The following is a 19,331-nucleotide window of genomic DNA, read 5'->3' as shown; positions in this document are numbered from 1 at the left end:
GGGCGGCTCAGCCACGCGTACGCGCCGAGAGCGCGTCGGCGAAGCCGAGGAGCCCGGCGACTGCGTCGGCTCCCTCGGCGGCAGCCGAAACCCGCAGCGTGTAGTCGTCGCCGGCCAGGGTGCCGGTGTAGCCGTGGTCGGCGTCGCACCCGGGGTCCGAGCAGGCCGCCGGCTCGAGGTCGAGGCGACCGACCCCTCCCCAGCCGATGGTCAGCACGGCCTCCGCCGGCGGGGCGACGCCAGCCGTCGGGTTGGCCACCATCCGCGTGACGACCACGGTGCGGATCGAGGTGAGCGTGACGGCCTCGGTCGTGGTCGAGGTGTAGGGCTCGGGCAGCAGGTCGTCGCCCGGGTGCTCGTCGGTGTGGGCGATCACGAGCCGGGTCGGGGTCAGGAGCAGCGCCGTCAGGTGCCGGCGCACCTCCTCGTGGTCGAAGGTCGTCTCGTGGTGCACGAAGTAGGAGAGCACCTCCTCGCCGCCGGCGGCGGAGAAGACGCCGTCAGCGACGACCTCGGGGTAGTAGCCGGTGCGGTGGATCGCCTGACGGAGGTCGTGGGAGACGTCCGCGTCACGGGTGGAGCGGGGCATGCCTGCAGTCTGTCACGCAGTGCTCAGTCCGGCATCGTGTCCCCGGGCATCGTGCTGAGCCGGCGGACGAACCAGTCCGAGCGCGGGTCCTTCACCGGCTCCACCCGTACGCTCGCGCCGAGCACCGTCGCACCCGCCGCACCGGCGAGCACCAGCGGGAGCTGGAGGGCCCGGACCTGCGGCAGGTCGTGCTGGAGCTGGGCCACCTGGCGCACCAGCCGCTCGATCTCGGCGACGTCGACGATCTCGCTGCCGCGGTAGCCGAAGAGCAGCGGGGACGCCTTGATCTCGCGCACCATGTCCTGGGCGTCGTGGTCGGCCAGGGGTGGGATGCGGTACGACCGGTCGCCGAGCAGCTCGGTCAGCGGACCGCCCATGCCGAAGGACAGCACCGGCCCGAACAGCGGGTCCTCCATCGTGGCGATCGTCACCGGGACACCCGGGGGCGCGTTGCGCTGCACGACGAAACCGGCGCGGTCCGGGTCGGTGATGAGCGCGTTGAGCGACGCCCACGCGTCCGCCATCTCGTCGGGGGTGTCGATGTTGCGCCACACGTGGGCGAGGTCGGGCCGGTCGCGGAGGTGGTCGGCCGTCGCCTTGAGCACCACGTCCCAGCCGAGGGCCTCGCCCGCCGCGGTCGCTTCGTCGAGGGACGCCACGGCGTAGGTGTCCCACAGGTCGATGCCGTAGGCGCGCAGCAGCCGGTTCTGCTCGTCGAAGTCGAGGTCGCGGCCCTCGGGGTGGCGCATGAGCACCTCGTTGACGAGGTGGCGGGCGCCGTCGAGGTCGTTGACGCTCGGCTCCGCGACCGTCGCCTGCGGCACCCGGACCCACACGGCGTACTCGACGACGTGCGCGAGCGCGCGCACGGCGGCCTCCACCGCCGGGTAGGACGGCACGGACCCGCGGCCCGCGCTCGACCCGGCGACGTCCGGGACGCGCAGCAGCTCGGGCACGCCCTCGGTGCCGAGGAAGGTCGACACGATCGGCTTGTCGGACTGCTCGCCGACGGCGGCCAGCACGTTGGCGACGTCCTCGCGGGCACCGGCCACGTTGAGCGGCGGGATGAAGATCGCGACGACCGCGTCGACCTCGGGATCGTCGATCGCCGCGTCGAGGGCGTCCTCGAAGTCCTCGGCGGTCGCGTCGGCGCCCAGCGCCTCCTGCCGGTTGACGACGAGGCCCACCGAGTTGGCGGCGTCGGCTGCGAGCAGCCCGAGGGCGTCGGAGTTGCCGACGATCGCGACCCGGCGCCCGCGCGGCAGCGGCTGGTGGGCGAGGAGCTGCGCGACGTCGAACATCTCCTCCAGCGACTCGACCTGGATGATCCCGGCCTGGCGGAACATGGCGTCGACGGCCTGGGCGGGTGCCCCGATCTTGCGGACGGCGTGACCCATCGGCACGCCCTGGGAGCTCCGCCCCGACCGGACCGCGACGATGGGCTTGCGCCGACTGACGCGACGGGCGATGCGGGAGAACTTGCGCGGGTTGCCGATCGACTCGAGGTAGAGCAGCACCACCTCGGTCGCGTCGTCCTCCTCCCAGTACTGGAGGAGGTCGTTGCCGGAGACGTCGGCGCGGTTGCCGGCGCTGACGAAGGTGGTCAGGCCCAGTCCACGGTTCTGCACCTTCTCGAGGATCGCCGACCCGAGGGCGCCGGACTGGCAGAAGAAGCCGGCGCGCCCGCGCGGCGGCATCACCGACGAGAGCGAGGCGTTGAGCTGCACCTCGGGATCGGTGTTGATGATGCCGAGGGCGTTGGGGCCGATCAGGCGCAGGCCGTACGAGCGGGACAGCCCGACCAGGCGCCGCTGCCGCATCCGGCCCTCCTCGCCCGTCTCGGCGAAGCCCGACGAGATCACGACGAGGCCGTGCACGCCCTTGGCGGCGCAGTCGAGCACGACGTCCTGCACGGACTCGGCCGGCACGGCGACGATCGCCACGTCGACGTCGCCGGGGATCTCCCCCACCGACTTCCACGCCGGCATCCCCGACACCGAGTCGGCGCTGGGGTTCACCACGTGGATGCGGCCGGTGAAGTTGCCGAGGACGAGATGGCGCACGAGCGCGCGGCCGATGGTGTCCTGGCGCCGGCTCGCACCGATGATCGCCACCGACCTGGGCGAGAAGAACCGCTCGATCGAGGCGTACTCGGCGCGGTGCTCGCGCTGCTCCATCACGCCGATGGCCGTGTCGGTCGGGTCGATGCGGAAGACCAGCTCCATCACCCCGTCCTCGTAGGTGCTCCTCACCTGGTAGCCGGCGTCCTTGAACGTGTGGATCATCGCCTGGTTGTCGGGGAGCACCTCCGCGACGAACTCCTCGATCCCGCGCTCGCGCCCGGCCTGGGCGAGGTGCTCGAGCAGGAGCTGGCCGATCCCCCGGCCCTGGTGCTTGTCCTCGACGAGGAACGCGACCTCGGCGTAGCCCGGCCGGATCATGTCGTAGCGGCCGACCGCGATCATCTGCCCGGCCACGGTGAGGATCATCGCGACCCGGTCGCGGTGGTCGACCCGGGTGAACCGGTCGAGGTCGCGCTCGGAGAGCTCGGGCATCGGCGAGAAGAACCGGTAGTACTTCGACTCGTCGGAGACCCGGCTGTAGAACTCGACGAGCAGGTCACGGTCCTCCGGCTGGATCGGCCTGATGTGGGCCGCGCGCCCGTCCCGCAGCAGGACGTCCGCCTCCCAGTGCCGGGGCGCAGCCGGCACCACCACGTCGTCCGTTGCCGCGTCCGCTTCGGTCACGACAGCAATGTATCGGCCCCCCTCGTCGGTCGCGTAGCCGAGCGAGCCGTATCAAGACCTCCTCCCCGGCGTGCCCCCGGCGGCTGGGGCGCGGGCACCGGGGAGAATGCCCCCATGGCACGACGCACGAAGACCGAGCCCCTCCCGGACGACTTCGAGGAGCACATCCTCGACACCGACATCCGCGACGAGATGCAGACGTCGTTCCTGGAGTACGCCTACTCGGTCATCTACTCCCGGGCGCTGCCCGACGCGCGCGACGGCCTCAAGCCGGTGCAGCGCCGCATCCTCTACACGATGGACGACATGAGCCTGCGGCCCGACCGCGGGCACGTCAAGAGCGCCCGCGTCGTCGGTGAGGTCATGGGTCGGCTGCACCCGCACGGCGACGGTGCGATCTACGACGCCCTGGTACGCATGGCGCAGCCCTGGTCGATGCGGCTGCCGACCGTCGACGGGCACGGCAACTTCGGCTCGCCCGACGACTCCCCCGCCGCGATGCGCTACACCGAGTGCCGGATGGCGCCGGCCGCGGTGGCGATGACGGCGTCCATCGACGAGGACACCGTCGACTTCAAGCCCAACTACGACTCCCGCGAGATGGAGCCGGTCGTCCTGCCGGCCGCCATCCCGCACCTGCTGGTCAACGGCTCCGCCGGCATCGCGGTCGGCATGGCGACCAACATCGCCCCGCACAACCTCGTGGAGGTCGTCCAGGCGCTCAAGCACCTGATCACCCACCCCAAGGCCTCGCTCGACGACCTGATGCGGTTCATCCCGGGTCCGGACCTGCCCACCGGCGGCAAGATCGTCGGTCTCGACGGGATCCGGGACGCCTACGACTCCGGTCGCGGCACGTTCAAGATGCGTGCCACGGCCCGGATCGAGTCGGTGACCGCGCGTCGCAAGGGCATCGTCGTCACGGAGCTCCCCTACGGCGTGGGCACCGAGCGCGTGATGGAGCAGATCAAGAAGCTCGTGCTCGCCAAGAAGCTGCAGGGCATCTCGGACATCAAGGACCTCAGCGACCGCGAGCACGGGCTCCGGCTGGTCATCGAGGTCAAGAACGGCTTCGTCCCTGAGGCGATCCTCGAGCAGCTCTACCGCCAGACCGCCCTCGAGGACTCCTTCGGCATCAACGCGGTCGCCCTCGTCGACGGCCAGCCGCGCACGCTCGGGCTCAAGGAGATGCTCGACGTCTTCCTCGGCCACCGGTTCGACGTCGTACGCCGCCGGTCGTCGTTCCGTCGCGGCAAGGCCGCTGACCGGCTGCACCTCGTCGACGGCCTCCTCATCGCCATCCTCGACATCGACGAGGTCATCCAGGTCATCCGCGGCTCCGACAACGCGGCCGCGGCCAAGGAGCGGCTCATCTCGATCTTCGAGCTCTCCGAGGTGCAGGCCGACTACATCCTCGACATGCCGCTGCGCCGGCTGACGAAGTTCAGCAAGCTGGAGCTCGAGAAGGAGAAGGGCGAGCTCGAGCGCACCATCGAGTACCTCGACGCGATCCTGGCCGACGAGAAGCTGCTGCGGAAGGTCGTCTCCGACGAGCTCACCGACGTCGCCAAGGAGCACGGCACGCCCCGGCGCACGGTCCTGCTGGGTGCCGCTCCCGCCATCACGGCCGCGACCTCGGTCGAGGTCGCCGACGACCCGTGCTTCGTGCTGCTGTCGTCCACCGGGCTGCTGGCCCGTACGAAGGACGTCGAGCTGCCCGGACGTGGCGGGGACCGCACCAGCCACGACGTGACGGTCTCCGCCGTCCGCACCACCAAGCGCGGCGAGGTCGGCGTCCTCACCAACCGCGGTCGCCTGGTCAGGCTCTCGGTCCTCGACCTCGGCAACGCCGAGCTCCCGTCGACCGCCAACGACCCCAACCTCCAGGGCACGCTGTCGCTGAGCGAGCTGGTCGCCCTCGACCCCGGCGAGCGCCCGCTCGCTCTCACCTCGCTGGCCACCGACGGCCCGGGCCTCGCCCTCGGCACCCGCGACGGCGTGGTCAAGCGGGTCAACCCCGAGGTGCTCAACCGCGACGACTGGGAGGTCATCGGGCTCAAGGACGGCGACGAGGTCGTCGGTGCCGTCGAGCTGGTGACCGGCGAGGAGGAGCTCTGCTTCATCTCGTCCGACGCCCAGCTGCTGCACTTCCCTGCGTCCGGCGTACGCCCCCAGGGCCGCTCCGGCGGCGGCATGGCCGGCATCAAGCTGGGCGCCGGGCAGCGAGTGGCGTTCTTCGGCGCCTTCGACCCCGACGACGCCGTCGTCGTCACGGCCTCCGGCTCCTCGACCGCGCTCCCGGGCACCGAGGCGGGCGCGGTGAAGGTGACGCCGTTCAGCGAGTACCCCGGCAAGGGCCGCGCCACGGGGGGCGTCCGCAGCCACCGGTTCCTCAAGGGCGAGGACACGCTCGTCACGGCCTGGGCCGGGCCGGGTCCCGCCCGGGCGGCCGCGTCCAGTGGCGCCCCCGTCGAGCTGCCGGAGGCCAACGGGCGTCGAGACGGCTCGGGGGTGCCCGCCCCGCAGCCCATCTCGGCAGTGGCCTCGCCGGTCGCCGCGCAGGTGGTCGCGCTGGTCGCGGCGCCGCCGGGGGCACCCACTCCTGTGGAAGGCTGAGCCCATGCGCACCTCCGGACGCCCCGCCACGACCGCGGCGGCGGTCCTCCTGTCCCTCCCCCTGCTCGCCGCCTGCTCGGGCGACGAGGCCGGCGGCGACGACGGCCCGAGCGCCGAGGAGGTCCTCGCGCAGGCTGCCACGACGCTCGCCGAGACCAGCGGCGTCGAGCTCACCCTGTCGACCGACGCGCTGCCCCAGGGCGTCTCCGGCATCACCCGCGCCGTCGGCACGGTCACCGACGCGCCCGCCTTCGACGGGACGATCACGGTCGTCTTCGCCGGGCAGAGCGCCGACGTGCCCGTTGTCGCCGTCGACGACACCGTCTACGCGCAGCTGCCGTTCGCGCCCGGCTGGAACAAGGTCAACCCCAAGGAGTACGGCGCTCCCGACCCCGCGGGCCTCATCGGCGACGAAGGCTTCGCCGGGCTCCTCGGCCTCACCGAGTCCCCCGAGACCGGCGAGAGCGTGCGCGGCGGCGTCGACAACACCGAGATCCTCACCACCTACTCCGGCACCGTGCCCGGCGACGCGATGGACGCCATCATCCCGTCGTCGTCGGGCGACACCTTCGACGTCGAGTGGCAGGTCAGCGACGACGGCGAGCTGCGCAAGGCTACGCTCACCGGCGTCTTCTACCCGCGCGCCGAGCCGATGACCTACACCGTCGACTTCGCCGACTACGGCACCGAGAAGGACATCACCGCGCCGTGAGCGCCCCGCCCGGAGTCGCGGAGGTGTCCCGCACCTCGCGGGTGCTCCTCGCGATGGCGGCGGTCGCCGTCGCGTTCGCCGCGGCCGACACGTACGTCGTGGTGCTGGCGCTGCCCGACATGATGACGGGCGTCGGGGTGCCGATCGACCAGCTCCAGCGGGCCGCGCCGATCGTCAGCGGCTTCCTGCTCGGCTACGTCGCGATGCTGCCCCTCATCGGTCGCATCGCCGACCTGCGCGGCCGGGTGCCGGTGCTGGTGATGGCACTGGTCCTCTTCGCGCTGGGCTCGCTGATCACCACCGTCGCCTACGACATGCCCAGCATCGTCGCCGGCCGGTTCCTCCAGGGCGTCGGTGGCGGCGGCCTCGTCCCCGCCACCCTCGCGCTCGTGGCCGACCTCTACCCGGTCGAGCGTCGGGGCGTACCCCTCGGCGTCGTCTCGGCCGTGCAGGAGATCGGGTCCGTGCTCGGCCCGCTCTTCGGCGCAGCGGTCCTCGCCTTCTCCGACTGGCGCGCGATCTTCGCGATCAACCTCGCCGTCGGGCTCGTCCTCGCCGCCGCGATCCGCGCGCTCGCGCCCCACGGCGACGCGCGCGTGCGCCGACGCCCGGACGTGGTCGGGGTGCTGCTGGTGCTCCCGACCTTCGCGAGCGCGGCGATCGTGTTCCTGCGCCCGGCCGGGCTCATGCGCGACCTCACGTGGGGCCAGCTGTTCATCCCGTTCGCCGGCGACGGTCGCTGGCTCACGCCGATCGGCGCGATCACGACGGCCGCCCTGGTGCTGCTGCTGGCCTGGTGCTGGTTCGCGCCGCGGCCCCTCCTCGACCTCCGCGGGTGGACCCGCGTCCTCGTCGAGGCCGACCTGGCGGGCGCCCTGCTGCTCGCGGCGGCGCTGGGCGGGGTCATCCTCGCCTTCGCCACCGCCGACCCCAAGGTCGAGGTCTTCTCGCCCCGCGGCCGGTGGTACCTCCTCGGCGCGGCCGTCGCCGCGCTGGCCTTCGCCTGGCACGTACGGCGCGCGGCCAGCCCGCTGGTCCCCCGCGGCGCGCTGCACCGTACGCCGGCCTGGGGCGCGCTGCTCGTCAGCTTCTTCGTCGGCGCCGCCCTCATCGCCGCCCTGATCGACATCCCGCTCTTCGCGCGCACGACCGTCTACCCCGACGACCAGCTGCCCGCGGCGCTCGTGCTCGTACGCTTCCTCGTCGCGCTACCGGTCGGGGCCGTCGCAGGCGGCTACCTGATCCGGTCCCTGTCCCCGGGCCTCGTCACCGCGATCGGCATGCTGATGGCGGCCACCGGCTTCGTCCTGATGACCCGGTGGGGCCTCACCACGATCGAGGAGCCGATCGCCAACGTCGCGCTCGTGACCGGCGGCCTCGGCTTCGGGCTCGCCCTCGCACCCGTCAACGCCGCGCTCCTCGCCTACACCGACGACGACGTCCACGGCGTCGCGAGCGCCTTCGTGGTCGTGTCGCGGATGGTCGGGATGCTCGTGGGGATCTCGGCGCTGACCACCATCGGCCTGCGCCGCTACTACTCCGAGCAGCTCGAGGTGCCGCCCGTGCAGGAGGTCTGCGACGGCAAGAGCCGATGCAAGGAGTTCTCCGACCTGCTGCGCGTCGCCGGGATCGCCCAGGAGCACGCGGTGTTCTGGGGTGCCGCCGGGTGTGCCGTGGTCGCGGCCGTCCTCGCACTCGTGCTCTTCCGCGAGGTGCGGCCGACCCGTCTGGCTGCGCGAGACGTCTTCTCCGGCGGTGCCTGAGGGGCGCTACCCTGCGGTCTCGTGAGCGACTTCGACGACCTGCTGGCCGCCAACCGCGACTTCGCGGACTCCTTCGACCTGGGCGGCTTCGACGGCAAGGCCCATGCCGGCATCGCCCTCGTGACCTGCATGGACTCGCGCATCGACCCGCTGGGCATGCTCGGGCTCAACCACGGCGACGCCAAGATCTTCCGCAACCCGGGCGCCCGCGTGACCCCGCAGGCGCTCGAGGCGCTCGTGCTGGGCGTGCACCTGCTCAACGTCCAGCGTGTGCTGGTCGTCCCCCACACCCGGTGCGCGATGGCGTCCGCTTCCGAGCAGGACCTCCGCGCCCGCGTCGGCGAGTCCGCGGGCGTCGACGCCAGCTGGCAGTCCTTCGGCGTGGTCGCCGACCAGCTCGACCAGCTGCGCCAGGACGTCGCCAAGGTGCGTACGCACCCCCTCATCGGCGAGCGCGCCAAGGTCGGCGGCTTCCTCTACGACGTCGACACCGGGCTGCTCACCCAGCACGCCTGACCTCGGGCTGCTGGCCAGCCCAGCACACGTGGCACTGGGCGCCCGGGCTCGACCAACGTAGGCAGTTCGGGCCGGTGCTCACGAAGACCACGCTCGGGCAGCCGGAGGCACAGGCGAACTGCCTACGTTGACCAGACCGATCCGTGCACCGTGAAGGCAGTTCGCCCACCGCGAGCCTGACCTCACGCTCAGCCAGCCGCAATCCGTTGCGAACTGCCTGCATGTGCTTGTCCAAGGGTCGGCCGGCCGTCTGCGAGCCGCGCTCGTGTCAGGTCACGTCGTCGGCCATGAGCGCCCCATGATGACGCGGTCGGCCGAGAACCCAGGGCCGATCACAGCCCAGCCGGTCGAGCGGTACAGCCGGCGGGCGGGGTCCTCCGGGTCCGACGAGGTCATCAGCACCCAGCGCACGAGCTCGAGCCCATCGGTCAGGGCGGTCAGCAGGCGACGTCCGACGCTCGCGCCACGCACGGACTCTGCGACACCGATGCTCACCAGCTCGAGTGACCGCCCAGCCAATCGGAAGCGACCTCGGGGTGGAGCACCGTCGCCGCGGTGTCGGTCCACCACTGACCGCGCTCACCCGTGTAGCCGTACGCGAAACCGACCAGACCACTGCCGTCCCGGGCCAGTGCCAGCCGAAACCCCGCCCTCGCCGCGTGCCGGTCCCAGACCTGGTCGCGCCAGGCGTCCACGCGATCGAAGTCGCCGAACACGCTCCGGTAGAGCGGCCAGAGCTCGTGGACAAGGTCCTCGCCAGCCTCGTCGACCGCCACCAGGTCGACCATCAGGCGTCCAGCGTCTCCACGTCGACCTCGTAGGCCCCCTGCACGATGAACTCCTTGCGCGGCGCGACGTCGGAGCCCATCAGCAGGTCGAAGACCTTGCTGGCCTCGTCGACGTCGTCGATCGTCAGCTTGCGGAGCGTGCGGTGGCGCGGGTCCATCGTGGTCTCGGCCAGCTGGTCGGCGTCCATCTCGCCGAGGCCCTTGTAGCGCTGGACCGGGTCCTTCCAGCGGACTCCTCTGCGCTTGAGCTCGGCGAGCTTCCGCTGGAGCTCGTCGTCGGAGTAGGTGTAGATGTACTTGTCCATCCCCTTCTTGGGGTTGGACAGCTCGATGCGGTGCAGCGGCGGCACGGCCGAGAACAGCCGCCCGTCGCGCACCAGCTCGGGCATGTACTTGAAGAACAGCGTCGCGAGCAGGCACCGGATGTGGGCGCCGTCGGAGTCTGCGTCGGCCATCAGGATGATGCGCCCGTAGCGGGCCGCCTCCAGGTCGAACGTACGACCGGAGCCGGCGCCGACGACCTGGATGATCGAGGCGCACTCGGCGTTCTTCAGCATGTCACCGACGGTGGCCTTCTGGACGTTGAGGATCTTGCCGCGGATCGGCAGAAGTGCCTGGAACTCGCTGCTGCGGGCCGCCTTGGCAGTGCCCATCGCGGAGTCGCCCTCGACGATGAACAGCTCGGTGCGCTCGGTGTCGGTGCTGCGGCAGTCGAAGAGCTTGGCCGGGAGCGCGGACGACTCGAGCGCGTTCTTGCGGCGCTGGTTCTCCTTGTGCTGGCGCGCGGCGAGCCGGGTCTTGGACGCCCCCGCCACCTTCTCCATCAGGAGCTTGGCCTGCGCCTTCTCGGCGCGCTTGGTCGAGGTGAGGAACGACTTGAGCTCGCCGGCCACCACCTTGCGCACGACGCCCCGCGCCGCGGGCGTGCCCAGGATCTCCTTGGTCTGGCCCTCGAACTGCGGCTCGGCCAGCCGTACGGTCACCACGGCCGTGAGGCCCTCGAGCACGTCGTCCTTGATGACGTCGGTGTCGGCGGCCTTGAGCACCTTGGCGCCACGCATCGCGTCGTTGAACGTCTTGGTCAGCGCTGCCTCGAAGCCGCTGACGTGCGTGCCGCCCTTGGGGGTGGCGATCACGTTGACGAAGGAGCGGACCTCGGTGTCGTAGGCGGTGTCCCAGCGCACGGCGACGTCGACGAAGAGCTCGCGCTCGACCTCCTGCGGCGTCATGTGGCCCTTGTCGTCGAGCAGCGGGACCGTCTCGGTGAACGTGTCGGTGCCCTGCAGCCGGAGGATGTCTGTCACCGGCTCACCGTGGGACAGGAACTCCACGAACTCAGCGATGCCGCCGTCGTGGCGGAACTTCTCCTCCACCATCTCGCCCGCGCGGCGGTCGCGGATGACCAGCTCGAGCCCGGGCACGATGTAGGACGTCTGGCGGGCGCGGCCGACGAGGCCGTCCATCTCGAACCTGGCGTCCTTGGTGAAGATCTGGCGGTCCGGCCAGAACCTGATCCGGGTGCCGGTCTTCCCCTTGGCCACACGCCTGCCCTTGCGGGTCAGGCCGGACTGCGGGGTGAACGCCGCGTCGGGGCCGTCGCCGTCGAAGACGCCCGGCACGCCGCGCTGGAAGGACAGGCCCTGCTGGGTCGGCGAGCGGTCGACGTCGATGTCCATCCGCGACGACAACGCGTTGACCACCGACAGGCCGACGCCGTGCAGGCCGCCGGTCGCGACGTACGAGCCGCCGCCGAACTTGCCGCCGGCGTGCAGCTTGGTCGCCACCACCTCGACGCCCGACAACCCCGTCTTGGGCTCCTTGTCGGTCGGGATGCCGCGACCGTCGTCGTAGACCTCCACGGACCCGTCGTCGTGCAGCGTCACCTCGACGAGGTGGGCGACGCCCGCGAGCGCCTCGTCGACGCCGTTGTCGATGATCTCCCACAGGCAGTGCATGAGCCCGCGCGTGTCGGTCGAGCCGATGTACATGCCCGGCCGCTTGCGGACCGCGTCGAGGCCCTCGAGGACCAGGAGGTGCGCTGCGTTGTAGGTGTTGTCTGACGGTGCTGCCACAAGGAGAGAACCTACCCGCGACACGCCGGACGACGACGGAGGCACGCCTGCCCCGCGACGCGCATGAGCAGGTCTAGCGTGGGGAACCTCATAGGTATCGCCAGGTATCGCTTCGGCAACGGTGCGTCCACGGTTGAGGACAACGCCAGCGAGGAGGGATGCGACGTGATTCACTTGAGGAGTTCTCGATCGACACCCGCCAGCGGGGAATCTTTGCCCCACTGGCTACGTTGGGCCAGACACCGATGAACAGAAATGAGGCTGACGTGACCACTGCCACCGCACCCACCCAGGCCGTCCTCACGGCCGGTGACCGCTGCGACCGCTGCGGCGCTCAGGCCTACCTCCGCGTGGAGCTCCAGACCGGCGGCGAGCTGCTGTTCTGCGCCCACCACGCCCGCGAGCACGGCGAGAAGCTCCGCGAGATCGCTGCCACGGTCCACGACGAGACCCACAAGCTCGAGGCGCCGGCCGCGGGCAGCGAGGCCTGACCCCGACACCCGACTTCCAGAACGGCCCCGGACCCAGCCGTCCGGGGCCGTTCTGCGTCCGGTCCCGGGTCCGTCCGGGTCAGCCGGGCCCCTTCTGGGAGGCTGTGCGCCGTGAGCGCCACCGAGATCCTCGTCGCCCTCGCGATCGCCGTCGGCATCGCGGGCATCATCGTCCCCGTCCTGCCGGGCACCGTGCTGGTCCTCGGCGCGATCCTGGTGTGGGCGGTCCAGGTCGGCACGTCCACCGGCTGGATCGTCTTCGCGGTGGCCACCGTCCTGCTCGCCGGCGGCACGGTCGTGAAGTACCTGGTGCCCGGTCGGCGTCTCAAGTCGTCCGGGGTGCCCAACCGGACCCTGTTCGTCGGCGCCCTCGTCGGGTTCATCGGCTTCTTCGTCATCCCGGTGGTCGGGCTGCTCGTCGGGTTCGTCCTCGGGGTGTACGTCGCCGAGCGCGCCCGCGTGGGCGCAGCCCTGGCCTGGCCCTCGACCAAGGAAGCACTCCGGGCCGTCGGGGTGTCGATCCTGATCGAGCTCGTGGCCGCACTCCTCGCCGCGGTCGCCTGGGTCGTCGGCGTCGTGGTCACCTGATGGCGGTCCTGCTCTCCCTCGCCGCCGCCCTGGCCTACGGGCTCTCGGACTTCGTCGGGGGCCTCGCGTCGCGGCGTACGTCTGCGTGGCCGGTCGCGTTCGTCGGCGCCGTCGCCGCGTTCGCCGGGGCCGTGGTGCTGGCGCTCGTCACGGACGGGTCGCCCAGCGGCGCCGACCTCTGGTGGGGCGCCCTCGCCGGCATCGGCAGCGGGGCGGGCGGCGCGTTCCTCTACCGCGGGCTCGCAGCCGGGAGGATGGGCGTCGTCGCGCCGATCTCCGCCGTCGGGGCGGCGCTGCTGCCGGTCTGCGTGGGCGTCGCCACCGGCGAACGCCCGGACCTGCTGGTCTGGCTGGGGATCGTGGCTGCCGTCCCCGGCATCTGGCTGGTGAGCCGCGAACCCGGCGGCGCCGGCAACCTGGCGGCGGGGATCCTCGACGGTGTCCTCGCCGGCCTCGGCTTCGGCCTCCTCTTCGCCGCGATGGGGCAGGTGCCGGAGTCGGCCGGCTTCGCCCCGCTCGTCGTGGCCCAGGGCGTAGCGGTGGCCGCGGTGGCGCTCACGGCGGCAGCCCTCCGGGCCCGCTGGGTGCCGTACGCCGCCTCCCAGGCCTGGGGCGCCGCCGCGGGCATCCTCGCCACCGTGGCGGTCGTCGCGTTCCTCCTCGCGACACAGACCGGGATGCTGACCATCGCGTCCGTGGTGACGTCGCTCTACCCCGCCGTCACGATCGGCCTCGCCGCCGCGGTGCTGCGCGAGCGGATCCACGTCCCGCAGGCGGTCGGCCTGCTGCTGTGCGGACTCGCCGTGGGGCTCGTGGCGGCCGCCTGATCCCTCAGGCGCCGAGGCCGGTGGCGATCGGCAGCGACCACCGTCGCCGCTGGGGCACCCAGTCGCGCACCGGGTGGGAGCCGTCTGCCTGGTCCACCATCTTCACCGAGATCCGCACCGACGGCGCGCGGTCGAAGCACTCGCGACCGATCCTCGCGCGGAAGACGTCCTTGCCCCACCTGGGCCGCGCGGCGTAGTCGCAGCGCACCCGCTCGCCGCTGCCCCGCCAGCCGTCGGCCTCGGTCAGCACGTAGTCGGTGCCGTCACCGAGCCCGCTGGTCAGCACGTACTCCGGTCCCTTGGCGTCGCGGTCGGTGTCGACGAAGACCGACACGGCGGCCGCGCTGGAACGCATCAGCTCGTTGAAGCGCACCTTGACGAGCACGTTCTCGCCGCCGTGGTCGGCCTCGATGCCGTAGATGTCGGTGAGCGACGCCTTCGCGTCGGCGGGGTCGTCGATGCTGTAGAACTCCGCGTGCGCAGGTGCGGCGAACAGGGCGGGCAGCGCGGCGGCGAGCACGAGCGCGGGGACGGCGGGTGAGATCCGAGTTCTCATGCTCCGAGTGTGTCACCGCGCACCCCCGTCCCGTCCACCTACTACGGGACCGCATCCCGGTGGCACGATGGCGCCATGCCGGTCAGGGGGTCAGCGGCGCGGGCGGCGGGGGTGCGCCGCCCGGCCGCGGCTGCCGGGCTCGTGGCGGCCCTCCTCGTCGCCGGCTGCAGCGGCGCGCGCGAGCTGCCGGCGGCGCCCGCCGCGCCGACGCCCTCGGCCACGCCACCGGACGATCCGTCCGCGTCTCCTGCTCCGCCCGCGGGACGACCCTCCACGGTCACGATCGCGCTGGCGGGCGACATCCACTTCGAGGGCCCGCTCGCCGTGCGGCTGCGCGACCCCGCGACCGCCCTGGCGCCGGCGTCGCACGCCCTGGCAGCAGCCGACGTCGCCATCGCCAACCTGGAGACGTCCGTCGGCTCCGGTGGTCGCCCCGAGCCGGGCAAGAGGTACACGTTCTCGGCCGGGCCCGCGGCCCTCACCGCTCTCGCGGCCGCCGGTCTCGACGTGGCCGCCATGGCCAACAACCACGCCGTCGACTTCGGCCGCGCCCGGCTCCCCTCGACCCTGCGGGCTGCCCGACGAGCCGCCGGCGGCGAGCCGCCGCTCGCCGTGGTCGGCATCGGCGCCGACGTCGAGCAGGCGTTCGCGCCGGCGCTGGTCGACGTCGACGGCACCGTCGTGGCGACCGTCGCTGCATCGGTCGCCGACGCCGACCCCACGGCCGATCCCACCAGCCAGTGGGCGGCAGGGCATGCCCGACCCGGCACCGCCGACGCCATGGACCCGCAACGGCTGCTGCGAGCCGTACGCCGCGCGGACGCGGTGGCCGACGTGGTCGTCGCCTACCTCCACTGGGGCGTCCAGGGCGACACCTGCCCGTCCCCGGCCCAACGCCGCCTGGCCGCCCGTCTCGTCGGCGCCGGGGCGGACGTCGTGGCCGGGAGCCACGCCCACGAGGTGCAGGGCGACGGCCGGCTCGACGCGGGCTACGTCGCCTACGGCCTGGGCAACTTCGCCTGGTACTCCCCCGGCCCGACCGGCGTCCTGACCCTCACCGTGCGGCCTCCGACGGCACCCGCCGGTCGAGCACGCGTCACCGACACCCGCTGGTGGCCCGCGACCATCGGGCCCGACGGCCTGCCCAGGGCCGACACCGGCAGTGCGGCCACGGCCTCGGCCTCGCGGCGTACGGCGCTGCGGGCGTGCGCCGGGCTGCGCGCGCCGTAGCTCCTACCCAGCGGACGGCTGGCGCGGCGCGAGCCACGCGAGCACGACGCGACCCGCACGCGCGAGCTGCTCGGGCTGCACGACGGCCGGGACGTCGGCCGCCGAGTGATAGGCGGCGTACGACGTCGACCCGAGCCGTGCCGCGGGCAGGCCGGCTCGGACGAACGACCAGTGGTCGCTGCTGCGCTGCTCGGCCACTGCGACCGCCCGTACGCCCGCGGAGCGGGCGGCGGCCAGAAGCGAGCGTTGCACGGGGTCGGACGACGTCGCGGAGCCGACCGGCACCGTGGCGCCGACTCCCACGCGGTCGAGCGACACCATGGCGCGCACGGCGGCGCGCTCGCGACGTCCCAGCTCGGCGGCGTAGTGGCGCGAGCCGTAGTGGTGGTCGTCGTCTCCCGGCCCGCGGGGCTCCTCCGCGCCGAAGGCCACCAGCACGACAGGCAGACGGGTCCGACGCTGCGCGACCGCCTCGGCGACCGCCAGCAGGACGCCGACCCCGGACGCGTTGTCCTCGGCACCGGGAGCCTGCGGGACGGTGTCGAGGTGCGCACCGACGACGAGGTGCGGGCGGGCAGGGTCGAACCCGACCGGCGTCGCCACCACGTTGACCGATCGGCCGGCCGGGACAGGGACGCCCCACGACTCCCCCGCCGGCACGTCGAACCGCTGGCGCGCCACGTCGTACCCCATCCCCTCGAGCTCGCCCTGCACCCAGCGTGCGGCGCGGGCGTACGCACGGCCGGTCGCCTCGCGGGGACCGATCACCCCGGCGAGGTGGCGTACGACCCGCACGGCCGTGGCGCGTTCGAAGTCCGCCGGGGTGACCATGCCCTGCTCAGGAGCCCGCTCCTCGGTGGTCCCCTCAGCGGTGTCCTCGGTCGGCGTCGCTGTCGCGGAGGACTGCGGGGACGGGGTCGACCCGGCGGGCCCGCCGTCGATGGGCGTGCCGCCGGTCGAGCACCCCGAAATGAGGAGCAGCGCCGCCGTGAGGGCGACGCTGCTCGCGAGACGGTGCATGTCCGCTCGCACCTGGATCCGGGTCCGGGTCAGTCCAGGTAGTCGCGCAGGACCTGGGACCGGCTCGGGTGCCGCAGCTTCGACATCGTCTTGGACTCGATCTGGCGGATCCGCTCGCGGGTCACGCCGTAGACCTTGCCGATCTCGTCGAGCGTCTTCGGCTGGCCGTCGGTGAGGCCGAAGCGCATCGAGACCACGCCGGCCTCGCGCTCGGACAAGGTGTCGAGCACCGCGTGCAGCTGCTCCTGGAGGAGGGTGAACGACACGGCGTCGGCCGGCACGATCGCCTCGGAGTCCTCGATGAGGTCACCGAACTCGGAGTCGCCGTCCTCGCCGAGGGGGGTGTGCAGCGAGATGGGCTCGCGGCCGTACTTCTGGACCTCGATGACCTTCTCGGGGGTCATGTCGAGCTCCTTGGCCAGCTCCTCCGGCGTGGGCTCGCGGCCCAGGTCCTGGAGCATCTGGCGCTGCACGCGGGCGAGCTTGTTGATGACCTCGACCATGTGCACCGGGATGCGGATGGTGCGGGCCTGGTCGGCCATCGCGCGGGTGATCGCCTGGCGGATCCACCAGGTGGCGTAGGTCGAGAACTTGTAGCCCTTGGTGTAGTCGAACTTCTCGACCGCACGGATCAGGCCGAGGTTGCCCTCCTGGATGAGGTCGAGGAAGAGCATGCCGCGACCCGTGTAGCGCTTGGCCAGCGAGACGACGAGTCGCAGGTTGGCCTCGAGGAGGTGGTTCTTGGCGCGGCGTCCGTCCTCAGCGATCCACTCGTACTCCTCGAGCATCTTGGGGCTGATCCGCCCGCCCTTGGCGAGCTTCTCCTCGGAGAACAGGCCGGCCTCGATGCGCTTGGCGAGCTCGACCTCCATCTCCGCGTTGAGGAGGGGGACCTTGCCGATCTGCTTGAGGTAGTCCTTGACCGGGTCTGCGGTGGCGCCCGCCACCATGACCTGCTGCTCGGGCTCGTCGGTCTCGTCAGCCGCGGAGACGGTGAAGGCCTGCTTCTCGTCCTCCTTGATCGTCGGGTCCTTGGCCACGTCCTTCTCGAACTCGGCGTCGGGGATGTCGGGCAGGACCTTCTTGCCGTCCGGGCCGATCACCGGCGCCTCGACGGCTCCGAGGTCGACGACCTCGTCGGTGGCGGCGGTCTTAGTGGCGGTCTTCTTCGCCGCCGTCTTCTTCGCAGGGGCGGCGGCCTTCTTCGCGGCGGGCGCCTCGGCCGCCGCAGCCTTCTTGGCCGGCGCCTTCTTGGCGGCCGAGGAGGTCGCAGCCCGCTTGCTGGTCGCCGCGACCGCGCGCAGGCTGGTGGCATCGATCTGGACCGAGATGCCGAGACCGCTGAGGTGCACCAGGAGTGCCTTCAGGTGCCGGGGCTCGACGCCGGCCTCGTCACTGGCGCGCCGTACGTCCTCGGGGGAGACGGTGCCAGTGGGGGTCGCGGCGGCGACCAGGGTGGCGATGGAGGGGTGCGCGAGCACCTCTGCGGGGAGCAACTTGCGTGCGTGTGAAGACACGAACACCTCTCGTCCAGCAACTTCGGGGCGCGGCGAGGCCCGGTGACGTCAAGAGCCGCGTCGTCATTCTGCCACGACTGACCTGATGTCCGGCACCGGGCCGCTCGCGCGGCGCGTACGCCGCCAGGTCGGTGGCTCAGCGGGCGGTCTTCGCCGCGGCCGACCCGGCCTTCTTGGCCTTCTTGAAGTCGCGCACCTTCTGCAGCGACTCGGCGTCCACGACGTCGGCGACCGACCGGTGGCCGTCCAGGGCGTAGTCGCCCACGACGGCCTCCCACCCGTCGGGGCGGACACCGGCCTGCTTGGCCAGCAGGGCGACGAAGATCTGGGCCTTCTGCTTGCCGAAGCCCGGCAGGGCCATCACCCGCTTGAGGAGGTCCTTTCCGTCGGCTGCCTCCGTCCAGATCCGCGAGGCGTCCCCGCCGTAGGACTCCTCGACGATCCGCGCGAGCTCCTGCAGGCGGGCGGCCATCGAGCCCGGGAAGCGGTGGATCGCCGGCGGCGTCGACGCCATGGCCGCGAACTGCTCGGGGTCTGCGGCTGCGATGGCGTCGGGCTCGACCGAGCCGAACCGGTCGAGCACCTTGGCCGGGCCACGGAACGCATGCTCCATCGGGTACTGCTGGTCGAGCATCATGCCGACCAGCAGCGCGAACGCGGAGTCGTCGAGAACCTTGTCGGCGGCGGGGTCGCCGGTGATCTGGAAGCCCATGAGGACATCCTGCCCGACGTACGGCTCCGCGGCGCGGGCGAAGCGGGCCCACGGCCTCCTGCACGGCCTGCCAGTCGGCCTGCTACTGGGCCTTGACCGCCAGGACCGGGCAGGGCGCGTCGAGCAGCACGCGCTGGGCGTTGCTGCCGAGGATCAGCTTGCCGACGGGCGAGCGGCGGCGCAGGCCGATGACGAGCAGCTCCGCGCTGTTGGCCTCGGCGATGCTGATCAGGTCCTCTGCGGGCTCGAACCCACGCACGAGCTGGCGGATGTCGTGCTCGACACCGGCCTCCTCGAGCCTGGCCCTGATGGCGCCGAGGTCGTCCTCCGCGGCCTTGGCCGCCGAGCCGTCGAACTCCTGGCCTCCCCGGTGGGAGTTCACCACGACGAGCTTGCTGCCGCGCAGCTTGGCCTCGTTGATGCCAGCAGCAAGAGCGGCTTCGCCCTCCGGCTTGGGGACGTATCCGACGACGACAGTGCCCATGGTGTCTCCTCTCGGGGCCGCGGCAGCACGCCGTCGGCCTGTTGGCACCGTAACGGAAAACACTCGACCGTGGGCAGCCTGTGGAGGGGCGCGTCGCGCGCGT

18 protein-coding genes are annotated in these 19,331 nt (G+C 72.2%); 8 read left to right on the top strand and 10 right to left on the bottom strand.

Annotation, left to right across the window (positions count from 1 at the left end; genetic code table 11):
- Positions 1-7 precede the first annotated feature (7 nt).
- Positions 8-589, bottom strand: coding sequence for a DUF5998 family protein (locus tag EXE59_RS17595; protein ID WP_135840063.1), 582 nt, complete (start codon positions 587-589; stop codon positions 8-10).
- A gap of 23 nt (positions 590-612) precedes the next feature.
- Complete coding sequence (locus EXE59_RS17590) at positions 613-3,336, bottom strand: bifunctional acetate--CoA ligase family protein/GNAT family N-acetyltransferase (protein WP_135840062.1); 2,724 nt, start codon at positions 3,334-3,336, stop codon at positions 613-615.
- A 114-nt stretch (positions 3,337-3,450) separates the two neighbouring features.
- On the opposite strand from EXE59_RS17590, the gene EXE59_RS17585 reads away from it, so the two are divergent.
- From EXE59_RS17585 to EXE59_RS17570, 4 genes are read left to right on the top strand one after another with little or no spacing between them, the layout of a single operon-like run.
- Complete coding sequence (locus EXE59_RS17585; RefSeq protein WP_135840061.1) at positions 3,451-5,952, top strand: DNA gyrase/topoisomerase IV subunit A; 2,502 nt, start codon at positions 3,451-3,453, stop codon at positions 5,950-5,952.
- Between the two features lie 4 nt (positions 5,953-5,956).
- Positions 5,957-6,664: an LppX_LprAFG lipoprotein gene (locus EXE59_RS17580; protein ID WP_135840060.1), complete on the top strand. Its 708-nt coding sequence runs from the start codon at positions 5,957-5,959 to the stop codon at positions 6,662-6,664.
- Positions 6,661-8,427, top strand: coding sequence for an MFS transporter (locus EXE59_RS17575; RefSeq protein WP_281280328.1), 1,767 nt, complete (start codon positions 6,661-6,663; stop codon positions 8,425-8,427). Before EXE59_RS17580 ends, EXE59_RS17575 begins: the two co-directional genes overlap by 4 nt.
- Positions 8,428-8,448: 21 nt before the next feature.
- Positions 8,449-8,943 carry a beta-class carbonic anhydrase gene (locus EXE59_RS17570; protein ID WP_135840059.1) on the top strand — a complete coding sequence of 165 codons (495 nt, stop codon included), beginning with the start codon at positions 8,449-8,451 and terminating at the stop codon, positions 8,941-8,943.
- A gap of 273 nt (positions 8,944-9,216) precedes the next feature.
- Here the strand turns inward: EXE59_RS17570 and EXE59_RS17565 are convergent, their stop codons facing one another.
- The 3 genes from EXE59_RS17565 to EXE59_RS17555 are packed head-to-tail and all read right to left on the bottom strand — an operon-like array spanning position 9,217 to position 11,803.
- Positions 9,217-9,438 carry a GNAT family N-acetyltransferase gene (locus EXE59_RS17565; RefSeq protein ID WP_135840058.1) on the bottom strand — a complete coding sequence of 74 codons (222 nt, stop codon included), beginning with the start codon at positions 9,436-9,438 and terminating at the stop codon, positions 9,217-9,219.
- Complete coding sequence (locus tag EXE59_RS17560) at positions 9,435-9,731, bottom strand: hypothetical protein (protein ID WP_135840057.1); 297 nt, start codon at positions 9,729-9,731, stop codon at positions 9,435-9,437. Before EXE59_RS17560 ends, EXE59_RS17565 begins: the two co-directional genes overlap by 4 nt.
- A complete protein-coding gene (locus EXE59_RS17555; protein WP_246056865.1) occupies positions 9,731-11,803 on the bottom strand; it encodes a DNA gyrase/topoisomerase IV subunit B in 2,073 nt (690 codons plus the stop codon). Before EXE59_RS17555 ends, EXE59_RS17560 begins: the two co-directional genes overlap by 1 nt.
- Positions 11,804-12,048: 245 nt before the next feature.
- Between EXE59_RS17555 and EXE59_RS17550 the strand changes: the two genes are divergently transcribed.
- The 3 genes from EXE59_RS17550 (at position 12,049) to EXE59_RS17540 (ending at position 13,709) form a co-directional block, all read left to right on the top strand.
- Positions 12,049-12,294: a DUF7455 domain-containing protein gene (locus EXE59_RS17550; RefSeq protein WP_210429057.1), complete on the top strand. Its 246-nt coding sequence runs from the start codon at positions 12,049-12,051 to the stop codon at positions 12,292-12,294.
- A gap of 111 nt (positions 12,295-12,405) precedes the next feature.
- Positions 12,406-12,882: a DUF456 domain-containing protein gene (locus tag EXE59_RS17545; protein WP_135840055.1), complete on the top strand. Its 477-nt coding sequence runs from the start codon at positions 12,406-12,408 to the stop codon at positions 12,880-12,882.
- Positions 12,882-13,709, top strand: a complete 828-nt coding sequence (locus EXE59_RS17540) for an EamA family transporter (protein WP_135840054.1) — start codon at positions 12,882-12,884, stop codon at positions 13,707-13,709. Before EXE59_RS17545 ends, EXE59_RS17540 begins: the two co-directional genes overlap by 1 nt.
- A gap of 4 nt (positions 13,710-13,713) precedes the next feature.
- Here EXE59_RS17540 and EXE59_RS17535 read toward each other — a convergent pair whose 3' ends face one another.
- On the bottom strand, positions 13,714-14,265 hold the full coding sequence (locus tag EXE59_RS17535) for a hypothetical protein (RefSeq protein WP_135840053.1): 552 nt from the start codon (positions 14,263-14,265) through the stop codon (positions 13,714-13,716).
- A gap of 75 nt (positions 14,266-14,340) precedes the next feature.
- Here EXE59_RS17535 and EXE59_RS17530 point away from each other — a divergent pair, with 75 nt between their 5' ends.
- On the top strand, positions 14,341-15,495 hold the full coding sequence (locus EXE59_RS17530; protein ID WP_135840052.1) for a CapA family protein: 1,155 nt from the start codon (positions 14,341-14,343) through the stop codon (positions 15,493-15,495).
- Positions 15,496-15,498: 3 nt separating this feature from the next.
- Here the strand turns inward: EXE59_RS17530 and EXE59_RS17525 are convergent, their stop codons facing one another.
- From EXE59_RS17525 to EXE59_RS17510, 4 genes are all read right to left on the bottom strand, one after another.
- Positions 15,499-16,515, bottom strand: a complete 1,017-nt coding sequence (locus tag EXE59_RS17525; RefSeq protein WP_135840051.1) for a M28 family metallopeptidase — start codon at positions 16,513-16,515, stop codon at positions 15,499-15,501.
- 29 nt (positions 16,516-16,544) lie between these two features.
- Entirely contained in the window at positions 16,545-18,038 is a 1,494-nt protein-coding gene (locus tag EXE59_RS17520) for an RNA polymerase sigma factor (protein WP_135840050.1), read from the bottom strand.
- 130 nt (positions 18,039-18,168) lie between these two features.
- Positions 18,169-18,744, bottom strand: coding sequence for an HhH-GPD-type base excision DNA repair protein (locus tag EXE59_RS17515; RefSeq protein WP_135840049.1), 576 nt, complete (start codon positions 18,742-18,744; stop codon positions 18,169-18,171).
- A gap of 82 nt (positions 18,745-18,826) precedes the next feature.
- A complete protein-coding gene (locus EXE59_RS17510; RefSeq protein ID WP_135840048.1) occupies positions 18,827-19,228 on the bottom strand; it encodes a universal stress protein in 402 nt (133 codons plus the stop codon).
- Positions 19,229-19,331 lie beyond the last annotated feature (103 nt).

It is taken from the genome of Nocardioides eburneiflavus (assembly GCF_004785795.1).
GTDB classification, from domain to species: domain Bacteria; phylum Actinomycetota; class Actinomycetes; order Propionibacteriales; family Nocardioidaceae; genus Nocardioides; species Nocardioides eburneiflavus.
Note: the sequence above shows the minus strand (reverse complement) of the source record. Positions and strands in the feature narration are given on the sequence as shown.